Origin of the sequence: Streptomyces sp. NPDC050211, from assembly GCF_040656035.1 — a bacterium.
In the GTDB taxonomy this organism is placed as follows: Bacteria; Actinomycetota; Actinomycetes; order Streptomycetales; family Streptomycetaceae; genus Streptomyces.
Genome location: NZ_JBFALC010000037.1, coordinates 1 through 15,180, shown reverse-complemented (window position 1 = coordinate 15,180; position 15,180 = coordinate 1). Strand labels below are relative to the sequence as shown.

Annotated in this window: 14 protein-coding genes; 1 reads left to right on the top strand and 13 read right to left on the bottom strand. The window is 69.2% G+C overall.

Going from position 1 to position 15,180, the window contains the following annotated elements:
- Positions 1 to 124 precede the first annotated feature (124 nt).
- The 13 genes from metK to pyrR form a co-directional block, all read right to left on the bottom strand.
- Complete coding sequence (gene metK / locus AB0I98_RS30420; RefSeq protein WP_362947624.1) at positions 125 to 1,333, bottom strand: methionine adenosyltransferase; 1,209 nt, start codon at positions 1,331 to 1,333, stop codon at positions 125 to 127.
- Positions 1,334 to 1,572: 239 nt separating this feature from the next.
- Positions 1,573 to 2,775, bottom strand: coding sequence for a bifunctional phosphopantothenoylcysteine decarboxylase/phosphopantothenate--cysteine ligase CoaBC (coaBC, locus tag AB0I98_RS30415; RefSeq protein WP_362947623.1), 1,203 nt, complete (start codon positions 2,773 to 2,775; stop codon positions 1,573 to 1,575).
- A 102-nt stretch (positions 2,776 to 2,877) separates the two neighbouring features.
- The gene (rpoZ, locus tag AB0I98_RS30410; RefSeq protein ID WP_003982715.1) at positions 2,878 to 3,150 is read right to left on the bottom strand and encodes a DNA-directed RNA polymerase subunit omega; all 273 of its coding nucleotides are present in this window, start codon (positions 3,148 to 3,150) and stop codon (positions 2,878 to 2,880) included.
- Between the two features lie 38 nt (positions 3,151 to 3,188).
- Positions 3,189 to 3,746, bottom strand: a complete 558-nt coding sequence (gene gmk, locus AB0I98_RS30405) for a guanylate kinase (RefSeq protein ID WP_362947622.1) — start codon at positions 3,744 to 3,746, stop codon at positions 3,189 to 3,191.
- A gap of 58 nt (positions 3,747 to 3,804) precedes the next feature.
- On the bottom strand, positions 3,805 to 4,128 hold the full coding sequence (locus tag AB0I98_RS30400) for an integration host factor (protein WP_003977346.1): 324 nt from the start codon (positions 4,126 to 4,128) through the stop codon (positions 3,805 to 3,807).
- Positions 4,129 to 4,406: 278 nt separating this feature from the next.
- Entirely contained in the window at positions 4,407 to 5,249 is an 843-nt protein-coding gene (pyrF, locus tag AB0I98_RS30395) for an orotidine-5'-phosphate decarboxylase (protein ID WP_362947621.1), read from the bottom strand.
- Positions 5,246 to 6,352: a quinone-dependent dihydroorotate dehydrogenase gene (locus AB0I98_RS30390; RefSeq protein WP_362947620.1), complete on the bottom strand. Its 1,107-nt coding sequence runs from the start codon at positions 6,350 to 6,352 to the stop codon at positions 5,246 to 5,248. The genes pyrF and AB0I98_RS30390 overlap by 4 nt, the downstream gene beginning before the upstream one ends.
- A gap of 54 nt (positions 6,353 to 6,406) precedes the next feature.
- Positions 6,407 to 9,715: a carbamoyl-phosphate synthase large subunit gene (carB, locus tag AB0I98_RS30385; protein ID WP_362947618.1), complete on the bottom strand. Its 3,309-nt coding sequence runs from the start codon at positions 9,713 to 9,715 to the stop codon at positions 6,407 to 6,409.
- Positions 9,708 to 10,850: a glutamine-hydrolyzing carbamoyl-phosphate synthase small subunit gene (gene carA / locus AB0I98_RS30380; RefSeq protein WP_362947616.1), complete on the bottom strand. Its 1,143-nt coding sequence runs from the start codon at positions 10,848 to 10,850 to the stop codon at positions 9,708 to 9,710. Before carA ends, carB begins: the two co-directional genes overlap by 8 nt.
- The gene (locus tag AB0I98_RS30375) at positions 10,847 to 11,422 is read right to left on the bottom strand and encodes a hypothetical protein (RefSeq protein WP_362947615.1); all 576 of its coding nucleotides are present in this window, start codon (positions 11,420 to 11,422) and stop codon (positions 10,847 to 10,849) included. The genes carA and AB0I98_RS30375 overlap by 4 nt, the downstream gene beginning before the upstream one ends.
- A complete protein-coding gene (locus AB0I98_RS30370) occupies positions 11,419 to 12,705 on the bottom strand; it encodes a dihydroorotase (RefSeq protein ID WP_362947613.1) in 1,287 nt (428 codons plus the stop codon). Before AB0I98_RS30370 ends, AB0I98_RS30375 begins: the two co-directional genes overlap by 4 nt.
- Positions 12,706 to 12,710: 5 nt before the next feature.
- The gene (locus tag AB0I98_RS30365; RefSeq protein ID WP_362947611.1) at positions 12,711 to 13,688 is read right to left on the bottom strand and encodes an aspartate carbamoyltransferase catalytic subunit; all 978 of its coding nucleotides are present in this window, start codon (positions 13,686 to 13,688) and stop codon (positions 12,711 to 12,713) included.
- Between the two features lie 90 nt (positions 13,689 to 13,778).
- Positions 13,779 to 14,360 (bottom strand): bifunctional pyr operon transcriptional regulator/uracil phosphoribosyltransferase PyrR, encoded by a 582-nt coding sequence (pyrR, locus tag AB0I98_RS30360; protein ID WP_362947610.1) that lies wholly within the window; start codon positions 14,358 to 14,360, stop codon positions 13,779 to 13,781.
- Positions 14,361 to 14,612: 252 nt separating this feature from the next.
- Between pyrR and bldD the strand changes: the two genes are divergently transcribed.
- Positions 14,613 to 15,116 carry a transcriptional regulator BldD gene (bldD, locus tag AB0I98_RS30355; protein ID WP_062722566.1) on the top strand — a complete coding sequence of 168 codons (504 nt, stop codon included), beginning with the start codon at positions 14,613 to 14,615 and terminating at the stop codon, positions 15,114 to 15,116.
- Positions 15,117 to 15,180: the final 64 nt, after the last annotated feature.

Genomic DNA, 15,180 nt, shown 5'->3' with positions numbered 1-15,180 from the left:
CTTGCATTCTTCCAAACGCCACTGACAACCAGCGGCGCCCGAGGTCCCGGGGGCCGGAAACGCACCGAGGCCCGGCGCCCCGAAGGGGCACCGGGCCTCGCAGAAAGCCGTGGGACCTACAGACCTACAGCCCCGCCGCCTGCCGCAATGCGTCCACGCGGTCCGTGCGCTCCCAGGTGAACTCGGGGAGCTCACGGCCGAAGTGGCCGTATGCGGCGGTCTGGGCGTAGATCGGGCGGAGGAGGTCGAGGTCGCGGATGATGGCGGCCGGGCGGAGGTCGAAGACCTCGTCGATCGCCTTCTCGATCTTCTCGTGGTCGATCTTGGCGGTGCCGAAGGTCTCGACGAAGAGACCGACCGGCTCGGCCTTGCCGATCGCATAGGCGACCTGGACCTCGCAGCGGGAGGCGAGACCCGCGGCCACGACGTTCTTGGCGACCCAGCGCATCGCGTACGCGGCAGAACGGTCCACCTTGGACGGGTCCTTGCCGGAGAACGCGCCGCCGCCGTGGCGGGCCATGCCGCCGTACGTGTCGATGATGATCTTGCGGCCGGTGAGGCCGGCGTCGCCCATCGGGCCGCCGATCTCGAAGCGGCCGGTCGGGTTGACCAGCAGGCGGTAGTTCTCGGTGTCGAGCTTGATGCCCTCGTCCAGGAGCGCCTTCAGCTCGGCCTCCACGACGAACTCGCGGATGTCGGGGGCGAGCAGGGACTCCAGGTCGATGTCGCTCGCGTGCTGCGAGGAGACCACGACCGTGTCGAGGCGGACGGCCTTGTCGCCGTCGTACTCGATGGTGACCTGGGTCTTGCCGTCGGGGCGCAGGTACGGGATGGTGCCGTTCTTGCGGACTTCGGACAGGCGCTTCGACAGACGGTGCGCCAGGAAGATCGGCAGCGGCATCAGCGTCGGCGTCTCGTCCGTCGCGTAGCCGAACATCAGGCCCTGGTCGCCCGCGCCCTGCTTGTCCAGCTCGTCCTCGTCGCCCTCGACGCGGTTCTCGTACGCCGTGTCGACGCCCTGCGCGATGTCCGGGGACTGCGCGCCGATGGACACCGACACACCGCAGGAGGCGCCGTCGAAGCCCTTCTTCGAGGAGTCGTAGCCGATCTCGAGGACCTTGTTGCGGACAAGCGTCGCGATGTCCGCGTACGTCTTGGTGGTGACCTCGCCGGCCACATGCACCAGGCCGGTCGTGATCAGCGTCTCGACGGCGACCCGGGACGTCGGGTCCTCGCGCAGAAGCGCGTCGAGAATGGTGTCGCTGATCTGGTCAGCGATCTTGTCGGGGTGGCCCTCGGTCACAGACTCCGAGGTGAACAGGCGACGGGACACAACGCTCCCTGGGGTTGCAGCGGCTGCTGGCTGATCATGGTCGGACGGGCTCGGGGGCTGCGCCCGGCTCCGTCCGAGAACAGTTTATCGGTCGGCTCGGCCGTCGGTCCTCCTGTCTCGCCACTCGGGAGCACGGTGACCTGCGGCACGGGCATTCTGCCCAATCCACGGTGACCTTGGCCAGGGGTGCCACGCCTCTATGTCCGAGGCGTGGGAGAGCCGTGAAGCGAATGAAACGTTCACAGCAGCCGCTGGGCCACCAGGTCCCACACAGTTTCGGCCAGGGCTTCCTTGGGGCCGTGCGCGACGGGGGTCTCGGTGCCGTCGGCGCCCAGCACGACCGCCTCGTTCTCCTCGGCGCCGAACGTCTTGCGCTCCCCCACCTCGTTCACCACCAGCAGGTCACAGCCCTTGCGTGCCAGCTTCTTGCGTCCGTTGGCCAGGACGTCGTCCGTCTCGGCGGCGAAGCCGACGATCACCTGTCCGGGGCGGGCGCGGTCGGCCGAGATCTCCGCGAGGATGTCCGGATTCCGCACCAGCACGATGGGGTCCGGGTCCTGGCCGTCTCTCTTTTTGATCTTTCCGGCCGCGTAGGTCGCCGGGCGGAAGTCCGCGACCGCGGCGGCCATGACGACCGCGTCGGCGTCCGCAGCGGCCTTCAGTACCGCCTCACGCAGTTGTACGGCCGTCCCGACCGGCACGACATCCACACCCGCCGGGTCGGGCAGGGCCGCGTTCGCGGCGATCAGCGTCACACGGGCGCCGCGCGCCGCGGCGGTACGGGCGAGGGCGTAGCCCTGCTTGCCGGAGGAGCGGTTGCCGAGGAAGCGGACCGGGTCGAGGGGCTCGCGGGTGCCGCCCGCGCTGACGACGACGTGCCGTCCGGCCAGGTCGGGTTCCCGCACTCCCCGGGCGAGGACGCGACGGCAGACCTCGAAGATCTCGGCGGGCTCGGGCAGCCGGCCCTTGCCGGTGTCGACGCCGGTGAGGCGGCCCACGGCCGGTTCGATGACGATCGCACCACGGCGGCGCAGCGTCGCCACGTTTTCCTGGGTGGCCGGGTGCTCCCACATCTCCGTGTGCATGGCGGGAGCGAAGACGACCGGGCAGCGGGCCGTGAGGAGAGTGTTGGTGAGCAGGTCGTCGGCGAGGCCGTGGGCCGCCTTCGCGAGCATGTCGGCGGTCGCCGGGGCGACGACCACCAGATCGGCGTGCTGGCCGATACGGACGTGCGGGACCTCGTGGACGTCGTCCCAGACCTCCGTCGAGACCGGGTGGCCGGAGAGCGCGGACCAGGTGGCGGCGCCGACGAAGTGCAGGGCGGAGGCCGTCGGCACGACTCGCACGTCATGGCCGGACTCGGTGAGTCTGCGCAGCAGCTCGCACGCCTTGTAGGCAGCGATGCCACCGCTGACCCCCAGAACGACCTTGGGCTTGTCCACCGTCTCTCCCCGGACTCGGCAAACGTACGACTCCACTACACACCACAGGCCCGGCAGTCGCGCTGCCGGGCCTGTGGAAAAGTCAGCTGCAAGCTGTAAATACTACTGCGCCGGACCCTCAACGGCCTCGGACGTCAGCAGACCCGCGTTGATCTCACGCAGGGCGATCGAGAGCGGCTTCTCGTGGACGTGGGTGTCGACGAGCGGACCGACGTACTCAAGGAGACCCTCGCCGAGCTGCGAGTAGTACGCGTTGATCTGGCGGGCACGCTTGGCCGCGTAGATCACCAGGCTGTACTTCGAGTCAGTGGCCTCAAGCAACTCGTCGATCGGCGGGTTGATGATGCCCTCGGGCGCGGTGATGGAAGAGGACACGCTCTACCTTCCGACAGATGGGATGAGATCGAAAACGATCACACAACGTCCACCAAGGCTAGCAGCTCGCGCGCCACGTCCTCGACGGAGGTGTTGACCAAGGTCACATCGAACTCCGGCTCGGCCTCCAGCTCGACCTTCGCGGCGTCCAGACGCCGCTCGATCACCTCGGGCGGCTCCGTGCCGCGTCCGGTGAGTCTGCGCACCAGCTCCTCCCAGGAGGGAGGAGCCAGGAACACCAGCTGGGCCTCCCGCATGGACTCGCGGACCTGCCGGGCACCCTGGAGGTCGATCTCCAGAAGGACGGGCTCACCCGCCTCCAGGCGCTCCAGCACGGCCCTGCGGGGTGTGCCGTAGCGGTTGCCGGCGAATTCCGCCCACTCCAGCAGCTCGCCATTGGCGATCAGCTTGTCCATCTCCTCGTCGGTGACGAAGAAGTAGTGGACCCCATGCCGCTCGCCGGGGCGGGGCTTACGGGTCGTCGCCGACACCGAGAGCCAGACCTCGGGGTGTTCCTTGCGCATATGGGCGACGACCGTGCTCTTGCCGACCCCGGAGGGGCCGGAGAGCACGGTCAGCCGCGGACGTTCACTCATGCAGCGATTATTCCAGCTATCCCGGCATGCCCGGGACTCCCTGCCCGCATGGCCGGACTCAGGAGCCGGTGCTGCCGAACTCACGCTCCAGGGAAGCGATCTGGTTCGAGCCGAGGCCGCGCACACGACGGCTCTCGGAGATGCCGAGTCGCTCCATGATCTGCTTGGCGCGGACCTTGCCCACGCCCGGCAGGGACTCGAGGAGGGCGGAGACCTTCATCTTGCCGATGACGTCGTTCTCCTGGCCCTGCTTGATGACCTCGTGAAGGGAGGCGCCGGAGTGCTTGAGTCGATTCTTGACCTCGGCCCGCTCCCGGCGAGCCGCGGCGGCCTTTTCGAGCGCGGCTGCGCGCTGTTCAGGGGTAAGGGGCGGAAGAGCCACGCCTACGTCACCTCGGATGTTGAACTGTCGGATACGGACCGGTGAGGAACCTAGTCGCCCCACACCTGGGGAGCTACGAGCAACACGCTTGCCCGTTCACTCTGCTCGGAGACTAGCGGCCAAGTCCGCCAGAGTCAGCGAGAACAGCGGAAAAGTCCTGGTCAGCCTCCCTGGAGACGGACATTTACGACATACTGCCCCGGATTTGAGAATGTATTCAGGCTCAAGTCGGTTCCGAGGCACTCATCGGAGGACTGGTACGACCCTGTTCGAACGCCTCAGGCGGTGGTCACGGCCGCCCGGATCTCCTCCGCGAACCGCTCGGCGGCCCCCCGCAGCGCGCCGACGTCGGGCCCGTACCGCAGCACGCCCCGGCTGACGTTCGGAACGACGTTGCGCACCGCCGCGCCGAAGACCCCGGGAAGGTCGGCCGGAGTGGCCCCCTGGGCGCCGATCCCGGGTGCGAGGAGCGGACCGTTGATGTCGAGGTCGTACGACGACAGATCGCCGAGCGTGGCGCCGACGACCGCCCCGAAGGAGCCCAGCGGCTCCTCCCCCGCGTTCTCGGCGGCCAGGTGTGCCAGCATCGTCGCTCCGACGGTCCGCCCGTCGGAGCGGACGGCGTGCTGGACCTCGCGGCCCTCGGGGTTGGAGGTGAGCGCCAGCACGAACAGGCCCGTGCCGCTCTCCCGGGCCAGCGCGACGGCCGGGCTGAGCGAGCCGTAGCCCAGATACGGCGAGACCGTCAGCGCGTCCGAGAAGAGCGGGGAGTCCTTCCGCAGGAAGGACTCGGCGTACGCGGCCATGGTCGAGCCGATGTCGCCCCGCTTGGCGTCCATCACGACCAGCGCACCGGCAGCACGGGCCTGAGCGACCGTCTCCTCCAGGACGGCGACACCCCGCGATCCGAAGCGCTCGAAGAACGCGCTCTGCGGCTTGAGGACGGCGATCCGGTCGGCCAGCGCCTCGACGACCGTGCGGCTGAACCGCTCCAGGCCCGCGATGTCGTCGCTCAGGCCCCACTCGCTGAGCAGGGAGGCGTGCGGGTCGATGCCGACGCACAGCGGGCCGCGCTCGTCCATGGCGCGGCGCAGGCGTGCGCCGAAGGGCTCCGGGCTCATGCGGCCTTCCTAACGTCGGCGCCGACCGCGTCGGCGAGGGTGGCGTACGGGCTGGTGCTCAGGCGGGCGGCGAGGCCCTTGTGGATGGCACGGGCGTAGAAGGGGCCTTCGTAGACGAAGGCGCTGTAGCCCTGGACGAGGGTGGCGCCGGCGAGGATGCGCTGCCAGGCGTCCTCGGCGTCCTCGATGCCGCCGACGCCCACGAGGGTGATCCGGTCCCCCACGCGCGCGTAGAGGCGGCGCAGCACCTCCAGGGAGCGCTCCTTGAGGGGGGCGCCCGAGAGTCCGCCGGTCTCCTGGATCAGCGAGGGTTCGGATGTCAAACCGAGGCCCTCGCGCGCGATAGTGGTGTTCGTGGCGATGATCCCGTCCAGACCGAGCTCGACGGCCAGGTCGGCGACCGCGTCGACGTCCTCGTCGGCGAGGTCCGGCGCGATCTTCACCAGCAGCGGGACGCGGCGGTCGGTGACCGCACGGTCGGCGGCCTCACGGACGGCGCTCAGGAGGGGGCGCAGGTGATCCACGGCCTGCAGGTTGCGCAGGCCGGGCGTGTTCGGCGAGGAGACGTTCACGACCAGGTAGTCGGCGTACGGCGCGAGGCGCTCCGTCGACTTCACATAGTCCCCGGCCGCCTCGGCCTCCGGGACGACCTTGGTCTTGCCGATGTTCACGCCCACGACGGTCTTGAAAACCGGCGTACGGGAGGCCAGCCGGGCGGCGACGGCCAGCGAGCCCTCGTTGTTGAAGCCCATGCGGTTGATCAGCGCCCGGTCCGGCACCAGCCGGAACAGCCGCTTCTTGGGATTGCCCGGCTGCGCCTCCCCGGTGACCGTGCCGATCTCGACATGGTCGAAGCCCAGCATCGACATGCCGTCGATGGCGATCGCGTTCTTGTCGAAGCCGGCGGCGAGCCCGAAGGGGCCGTGCATGCGCAGCCCGAACGCCTCGGTGCGCAGCTCCTTGTAGCGGGGCGCGAGCACGGCCGCGACGAACGTGCGCAGCACGGGGATGCGGACGGCGAGGCGGATCCAGCGGAACGCCAGATGGTGGGCCTGTTCCGGGTCCATCCGCTGGAACGCCAGACGGAAGAAGTGCTTGTACATCACTGTGTCCTCATGAAGAGGGGGACACCGTTTCCGATGTCCCCCTCAGGGCTGCTAGTCGCGGGCCGCGGTCATGAACCGCGCATGTTCCTGGAGTGAGCGCACGCCCACATCACCGTGGTTGAGGGCGTCGATGCCCTGGACGGCGGCGGCGAGCGCCTGAACCGTCGTCAGGCACGGTACGGACCGGGCCACGGCCGCCGTGCGGATGTCGTAGCCGTCGAGGCGGCCGCCGGTGCCGTACGGGGTGTTGACGATGAGGTCGACCTCGCCGTCGTGGATGAGCTGGACGATGGTCCGCTCGCCGTTCGGGCCGGTGCCCTCGGACTGCTTGCGTACGACGGTGGCGTGGATGCCGTTGCGCTTGAGGACCTCGGCCGTGCCGGACGTGGCGAGCAACTCGAAGCCGTGGGCGACGAGTTCACGCGCCGGGAAGATCATCGAGCGCTTGTCGCGGTTGGCGACGGAGATGAAGGCGCGGCCCTTCGTCGGCAGCGGACCGTAGGCGCCCGCCTGCGACTTGGCGTACGCCGTGCCGAAGACGGAGTCGATGCCCATGACCTCGCCGGTGGAGCGCATCTCCGGGCCGAGGACCGTGTCGACGCCCCGTCCGTGGATGTCACGGAAGCGCGACCACGGCATGACCGCTTCCTTCACGGAGATCGGCGCGTCCAGCGGGAGTTCGCCGCCGTCGCCGGTCGCCGGAAGCAGGCCCTCCGTGCGCAGTTGGACGATGGTCGCGCCCAGCGAGATCCGGGCGGCTGCCTTCGCCAGCGGCACCGCGGTGGCCTTCGAGGTGAAGGGCACGGTGCGCGAGGCGCGCGGGTTGGCTTCGAGGACGTACAGGATGTCGCCCGCCATCGCGAACTGGATGTTGATCAGGCCGCGGACGCCGACGCCCTTCGCGATGGCCTCCGTCGACGCGCGCAGCCGCTTGATGTCGAAGCCGCCGAGCGTGATCGGGGGCAGCGCGCACGCCGAGTCGCCGGAGTGGATCCCGGCTTCCTCGATGTGCTCCATCACACCGCCGAGGTAGAGCTCCTGGCCGTCGTAGAGCGCGTCGACGTCGATCTCGATGGCGTCGTCGAGGAAGCGGTCGACCAGCACCGGCCGGGTGGGGCTGATCTCGGTCGACTCGGCGATGTAGGCGGACAGCCGGGTCTCGTCGTACACGATCTCCATGCCGCGCCCGCCGAGCACGTACGACGGCCTGACCAGGACCGGGTAGCCGATCTCGTCGGCGATGGCCTTGGCCTCGGCGAAGGTGGTGGCGGTGCCGTGCTTGGGGGCCGGGAGGCCGGCCTCCTTGAGGACTCGGCCGAAGGCGCCGCGGTCCTCGGCGGCGTGGATGGCCTCCGGCGGCGTGCCGACGACCGGTACGCCGTTGTCCTTCAACGCCTGCGCCAGGCCCAGCGGCGTCTGGCCGCCCAGCTGGACGACGACACCGGCGATCGGCCCGGCGAGGGACTCCGCGTGGACGATCTCCAGCACGTCTTCCAGCGTCAGCGGCTCGAAGTACAGGCGGTCGGAGGTGTCGTAGTCCGTGGAGACCGTCTCGGGGTTGCAGTTGACCATCACGGTCTCGTACCCGGCGTCGCTCAGCGCGAAGGAGGCGTGGACGCAGGAGTAGTCGAACTCGATGCCCTGGCCGATGCGGTTGGGGCCGGAGCCCAGGATGATGACGGCTGGCTTCTCACGCGAAGCGACCTCCGTCTCCTCGTCGTAGGAGGAGTAGAAGTACGGCGTCCTGGCGGCGAATTCGGCGGCGCAGGTGTCGACCGTCTTGTAGACGGGTCGGATACCGAGGGCGTGCCGGACCTCGCGGACGACGTCCTCGCGCAGGCCGCGGATCTCGCCGATCTGCTGGTCGGAGAAGCCGTGCCGCTTGGCCTCGGCGAGCAGATCCGGGGTCAGCTCCGGCGCCGCGGCGAGTTCGTCGGCGATCTCCTTGATGAGGAAGAGCTGGTCGACGAACCACGGGTCGATCTTCGTCGACTCGAAGACCTCCTCGGGCGTGGCGCCCGCGCGGATGGCCTGCATGACGGCGTTGATACGGCCGTCGGTGGGCCGTACGGCCTCACGCAGCAGCTCCTCCTTGTCGCCGGTCTCACCGACGAACGTGAACTGGCTGCCCTTCTTCTCCAGCGAGCGCAGCGCCTTCTGGAACGCCTCGGTGAAGTTGCGGCCGATGGCCATGGCCTCGCCGACCGACTTCATGGTGGTGGTCAGCGTGGAGTCGGCCTGCGGGAACTTCTCGAAGGCGAACCGCGGCGCCTTGACCACGACGTAGTCGAGGGTCGGCTCGAAGGAGGCCGGGGTCTCCTGCGTGATGTCGTTCGGGATCTCGTCGAGCGTGTAGCCGACGGCGAGCTTCGCGGCGATCTTGGCGATCGGGAAGCCGGTCGCCTTGGAGGCGAGCGCCGACGAACGCGACACGCGCGGGTTCATCTCGATGACAATGACCCGGCCGTCTTCGGGGTTCACCGCGAACTGAATGTTGCAGCCGCCGGTGTCGACGCCGACCTCGCGGATGACGGCGATGCCGATGTCCCGGAGAATCTGGTACTCGCGGTCGGTCAGTGTCATCGCGGGCGCGACGGTGATCGAGTCGCCGGTGTGCACACCCATGGGGTCGAAGTTCTCGATGGAGCAGACGACCACGACGTTGTCGTGCTTGTCGCGCATCAGCTCCAGCTCGTACTCCTTCCAGCCGAGGATGGACTCCTCCAGGAGCACCTCGGTGGTCGGCGACAGCGTGAGGCCCTGCCCGGCGATGCGGCGCAGCTCCTCCTCGTCGTGCGCGAAGCCGGAGCCGGCGCCGCCCATGGTGAAGGACGGGCGCACGACGACGGGGTAGCCGCCGAGGGTCTCGACGCCCTTGAGGATGTCGTCCATGGAGTGGCAGATGACCGAGCGGGCGGACTCGCCGTGGCCGATCTTGGCGCGGACGGCTTCGACGACCACCTTGAACTGGTCGCGGTCCTCGCCCTTGTGGATCGCTTCGACGTTGGCGCCGATCAGCTCGACGCCGTACTTCGCCAGTACGCCGTTCTCGTGCAGCGAGATCGCCGTGTTGAGTGCCGTCTGACCGCCCAGGGTGGGCAGCAGGGCGTCCGGCTGCTCCTTGGCGATGATCTTCTCGACGAACTCCGGGGTGATCGGCTCGACGTAGGTCGCGTCGGCGATCTCCGGGTCGGTCATGATCGTCGCCGGATTGGAGTTGACGAGGATGACGCGCAGGCCTTCGGCCTTGAGCACCCGGCACGCCTGGGTGCCGGAGTAGTCGAACTCGGCGGCCTGGCCGATGACGATCGGGCCGGAGCCGATGACCAGGACGGACTGGATATCGGTGCGCTTAGGCACGCTGGCCCTCCATCAGGGATACGAAGCGGTCGAACAGGTAGGCGGCGTCGTGCGGGCCCGCTGCCGCTTCGGGGTGGTACTGGACGCTGAAGGCCGGCCGATCGAGGAGCTGCAGCCCCTCCACCACGTTGTCGTTGAGGCACACGTGGGAGACCTCGGCGCGGCCGTAGGGGGTCTCGGAGACCTTGTCGAGCGGTGCGTCGACGGCGAAGCCGTGGTTGTGGGCGGTGACCTCGACCTTGCCGGTCGTACGGTCCTGCACCGGCTGGTTGATGCCGCGATGGCCGTACTTCAGCTTGTACGTGCCGAAGCCGAGCGCGCGCCCGAGGATCTGATTGCCGAAGCAGATGCCGAAGAGCGGGGTGCCGCGCTCGAGCACGGCCCGCATCACGGAGACCGGGTGGTCGGCGGTGGCCGGGTCACCGGGGCCGTTGGAGAAGAACACGCCGTCCGGCTCGACGGCGAACACGTCCTCGGCCGTGGCCGTCGCGGGCAGCACATGCACCTCGATGCCGCGCTCGGCCATCCGGTGCGGGGTCATGCCCTTGATGCCGAGGTCCACGGCGGCGACGGTGAACTTCTTCTCACCGATCGCGGGGACGACGTACGCCTCCTTGGTGGCGACCTCGGCCGAGAGGTTCGCGCCCTTCATCTCGGGGGCCTGGCGCACTTCGGCGAGCATGGTGCCCTCGTCGGGCAGTGCGTTGCCGGAGAAGATGCCGACGCGCATGGCGCCGCGCTCACGCAGATGACGCGTCAGCGCGCGCGTGTCGATGCCGGAGATGCCGACGACGCCCTGCCGGCGCAGCTCGTCGTCCAGCGAGCGCCGGGAGCGCCAGTTGGAGGGCACGCGCGCGGGGTCGCGTACGACATAGCCCGCGACCCAGATCTGCTTGCTCTCGGGGTCCTCGTCGTTGACGCCGGTGTTGCCGACGTGCGGGGCGGTCATCACGACGACCTGGCGGTGGTACGACGGGTCGGTGAGGGTCTCCTGGTAGCCGGTCATGCCGGTGGAGAACACGGCCTCGCCGAAGGTGACCCCCACGGCCCCGTAGGCACGGCCGCGGAACGTCCGGCCGTCCTCCAGGACGAGGACGGCGGGAACCTTGGCGGCTCCCCTGGTGGAGGTCGTCATCGTTCGGCGCCTTCCGTGCTGTTGGTGTTGATCATGGAGTTAATGACGTCGACCCACTCGTTGTGCTCGGCGGCCGTGTCGGCGCGGAACCCGGAGTCGAGCAGCCGCTCGCCGTGCGCCCAGGTCACCACGAGCAGTCCGCCCTCGGTGAGCACCTTGCCGGCGATGCCCTTGTCGAGCCGCGCCTCACGCAGGGCCGCCCGGGGGACGAAGAAGTCGGTCGCGCCGGGGCGTACGACGTCCAGTCCTTCGTCCGTCAGCGTGAGCTCGACCCGGCTGCGGGTGCCGAGGCCGTGCGCCACGATGCGGTCGAGCCACTGCCCGGCGGTGGTGGAGCCGTGGTAGCGGCCGCTCATCGTCAGTCTCGCCGCACCGGGCTCGTCCGGCGCGCTGGGCAGCTCGGGCAGGTCTCCCTGGAGCGTGCCGCGCCACTTCCAGCCCTCACGCATCAGCCAGTAGATGAGCGCGACGAAGAGGGCGAGGCCGACGAGCCAGCCGATGCGGGCGGCCCAGTCGGTCACCTCCGCCGACTTCTGATCGGCGGCCAGGTGCGTCAGATGCAGAGGTGTCACGTGAGCTTCCCGTCGACGAGCGTGGCCTTGCCCCGGAGCCACGTGTGCGTCACACGGCCCGGCAGCTCACGCCCCTGGTACGGAGTGTTGCGGCTGCGCGAGGCGAAGCCCTTGGGGTCCACGGACCCACGGTATTCCGTGTCGACGAGCGTGAGGTTGGCGGGCTCACCAGCCGAGACGGGGCGGCCGTGCCCGCCCACCTGCCCGATCCGGGCGGGCTTGAAGGACATGCGGTCGGCGACCCCGGCCCAGGTGAGGAGCCCGGTGTCCACCATCGTCTCCTGGACCACTGACAACGCGGTCTCCAGGCCGACCATGCCCATGGCGGCCGCGGCCCACTCGCAGTCCTTGTCCTCGTGCGGGTGCGGGGCGTGGTCGGTGGCGACGATGTCGATCGTGCCGTCGGCGAGCGCCTCGCGCAGGGCGAGCACATCGCGCTCGGTGCGCAGCGGCGGGTTGACCTTGTAGACCGGGTTGTACGTCCGGACCAGCTCGTCGGTGAGGAGGAGGTGGTGCGGGGTGACCTCGGCGGTGACGTCGATGCCGCGGGACTTGGCCCAGCGGATGATCTCGACGGAGCCGGCGGTCGACAGATGGCAGATGTGGACGCGGGAGCCGACGTGCTCGGCGAGCAGGACATCCCGGGCGATGATCGATTCTTCGGCCACCGCCGGCCAGCCGCCCAGACCCAGTTCGGCGGAGACGACGCCCTCGTTCATCTGGGCGCCTTCGGTCAGCCGCGGCTCCTGCGCGTGCTGGGCGATTACGCCGCCGAAGGCCTTCACGTACTCCAGCGCACGGCGCATGATCACGGCGTCGTCGACGCACTTGCCGTCGTCGGAGAAGACGGTGACTCCGGCCGCCGACTCGTGCATGGCGCCCAGCTCGGCCAGCTTCTTGCCGTCCAGGCCGACGGTGACGGCGCCGATGGGCTGCACATCGCAGTAGCCGTGCTCCTGGCCGAGCCGGTACACCTGCTCGACGACACCGGCGGTGTCGGCGACCGGGAAGGTGTTGGCCATGGCGAACACGGCCGTGTAGCCGCCGCTCGCCGCCGCACGGGTACCGGTCAGCACGGTCTCGGAGTCCTCGCGCCCCGGCTCCCGCAGATGGGTGTGCAGATCGACGAGGCCCGGCAGCAGCACCTTGCCGCCCGCCTCGACGACCTCGGCGCCCTCGTCCGACAGACCGGTACCCACGGCCGCGATCTGCGCGCCCTCGATCAGGACGTCCTGCGGCTCCCCGCCGAGCACCTTCGCACCACGGATCAGGATCTTGCTCATCTGTCTTACTTCTCCTCGGTACGGGGGTGGCTGACGGCCGGCTCGCTGCCGCCCAGCAGCAGGTACAGGACGGCCATCCGGATGGAGACTCCGTTTGCGACCTGCTCGATGGCGGTGCAGCGCTCGGAGTCGGCGACCTCGGCGGTGATCTCCATGCCGCGGACCATCGGCCCGGGGTGCATCACGATGGAGTGCTCGGGCATCTTCGCCATGCGGTCGCCGTCGAGGCCGTAGCGCCGCGAGTACTCGCGCTCGGTCGGGAAGAAGGCGGCGTTCATCCGCTCGCGCTGGACCCGCAGCATCATCACCGCGTCGGACTTGGGCAACGTGCTGTCCAGGTCGTACGCCACCTCGCACGGCCAGGTCTCGATGCCGACCGGCAGCAGGGTGGGCGGGGCGACGAGCGTGACGTTTGCGCCGAGGGTGTGCAGCAGGTCGACGTTGGAGCGGGCGACGCGGCTGTGCAGGATGTCGCCGACGATCGTGATGCGCTTGCCCTCGAGGTCCTGCCCTATCCCGGCGTCCCGCCCGACCAGGCGCCGCCGCATGGTGAAGGCGTCCAACAGGGCCTGCGTGGGGTGCTGGTGGGTGCCGTCGCCGGCGTTGATGACGGCGGCGTCGATCCAGCCGGAGTTGGCCAGGGTGTACGGCGCTCCGGAGGCGCCGTGCCGGATGACGACGGCGTCGACCCCCATGGCTTCGAGGGTCTGGGCGGTGTCCTTCAGGGACTCGCCCTTCGACACCGAGGACCCCTTGGCCGAGAAGTTGATGACATCGGCGGACAGGCGCTTCTCCGCCGCTTCGAAGGAGATCCGGGTCCGCGTCGAGTCCTCGAAGAAGAGGTTGACGACGGTACGGCCGCGCAAGGTCGGCAGTTTCTTGATCGGCCGGTCGGCGACCCGGGCCATCTCCTCGGCGGTGTCGAGGATCTGGACGGCGTCGTCGCGGGTGAGGTCGGCGGCCGAGATGAGATGACGCTGCATCTTTCAGGCTCCGTAAGGCAGTTCAGTTTTGGGAGATTCCGGGCAAGCGGGCGTATGCCAGGGCATACCGGGGCACACGCTGGCCGCTTGCTACTGGGTCGGCTTCACACCGAGCAGCACGGTGTCGCGACCGTCCTCCTCGGCGAGCTGGACCTTGACCGTCTCCCGCAACGACGTGGGGAGGTTCTTGCCGACATAGTCGGCGCGGATGGGCAGTTCACGGTGGCCGCGGTCGACGAGGACCGCGAGCTGCACGGCGCGCGGACGGCCGATGTCGTTCAGCGCGTCGAGCGCGGCGCGGATGGTGCGGCCGGAGAAGAGCACGTCGTCGACGAGGACGACGAGGCGGCCGTCGACTCCGTCACCGGGGATGTCCGTACGGGCCAGCGCACGCGGCGGATGCATGCGCAGGTCGTCGCGGTACATGGTGATGTCGAGCGAACCGATCGGAATCTTCCGGTCGGTGATCTCCTCGAGCTTGCGGCCGAGCCGCTGGGCGAGGAAGACACCTCGGGTGGGGATACCGAGGAGCACCACGTCGTCGGCGCCCTTGGCGCGCTCGACGATCTCGTGGGCGATGCGGGTCAACACCCGCGCGATGTCAGGGCCTTCGAGAACGGGCCGGGCCTCGGACCGCTCTGAGTCCTGCTGGATGTCCTGCTGCTTGTCCATTTAAAACGGAGCTCCTTCTCCGCCTCACGGGACGGACCTTAAAGGACGCCGGAATTGCGCCATCCACGGTAGCAGGCCGCGACGACTGCCCTGATCACCCCCTTGGCGTAATCAGATGCTGATACCACGGAAGAGTCGGTGTGGACCATTCGGCTTGACGCAGAAGAGTCACGCTGCGTAACCTCACAGTGAGTTACCAGCCGCGCGGCATGGAACCACACCAGCTGCGTCGACACAGTGCCGGGGAGCTATATGTCCAGCGAATACGCCAAACAGCTCGGGGCCAAGCTCCGGGCCATCCGCACCCAGCAGGGCCTTTCCCTCCACGGTGTCGAGGAGAAGTCCCAGGGACGCTGGAAGGCGGTCGTGGTCGGATCGTACGAGCGCGGCGACCGTGCCGTGACCGTGCAGCGCCTTGCCGAGCTGGCGGATTTCTACGGCGTTCCGGTGCAGGAGCTGCTGCCGGGCACCACGCCGGGCGGTGCCGCCGAGCCGCCGCCGAAGCTGGTCCTGGACCTGGAGCGGCTGGCCCATGTGCCGGCCGAGAAGGCGGGTCCCCTGCAGCGGTACGCGGCCACGATCCAGTCGCAGCGCGGTGACTACAACGGCAAGGTGCTCTCGATCCGCCAGGACGACCTGCGCACACTCGCCGTCATCTACGACCAGTCGCCCTCGGTCCTGACCGAGCAGCTGATCAGCTGGGGCGTCCTGGACGCGGACGCGCGCCGCGCGGTCTCCCACGCCGAGGAGGGCTGAGCGCTCGGCCGCTTCAGCAGAAACGTGCCGCCGGGGTGGCCGGACCTTCATGGTTCCGGCCACC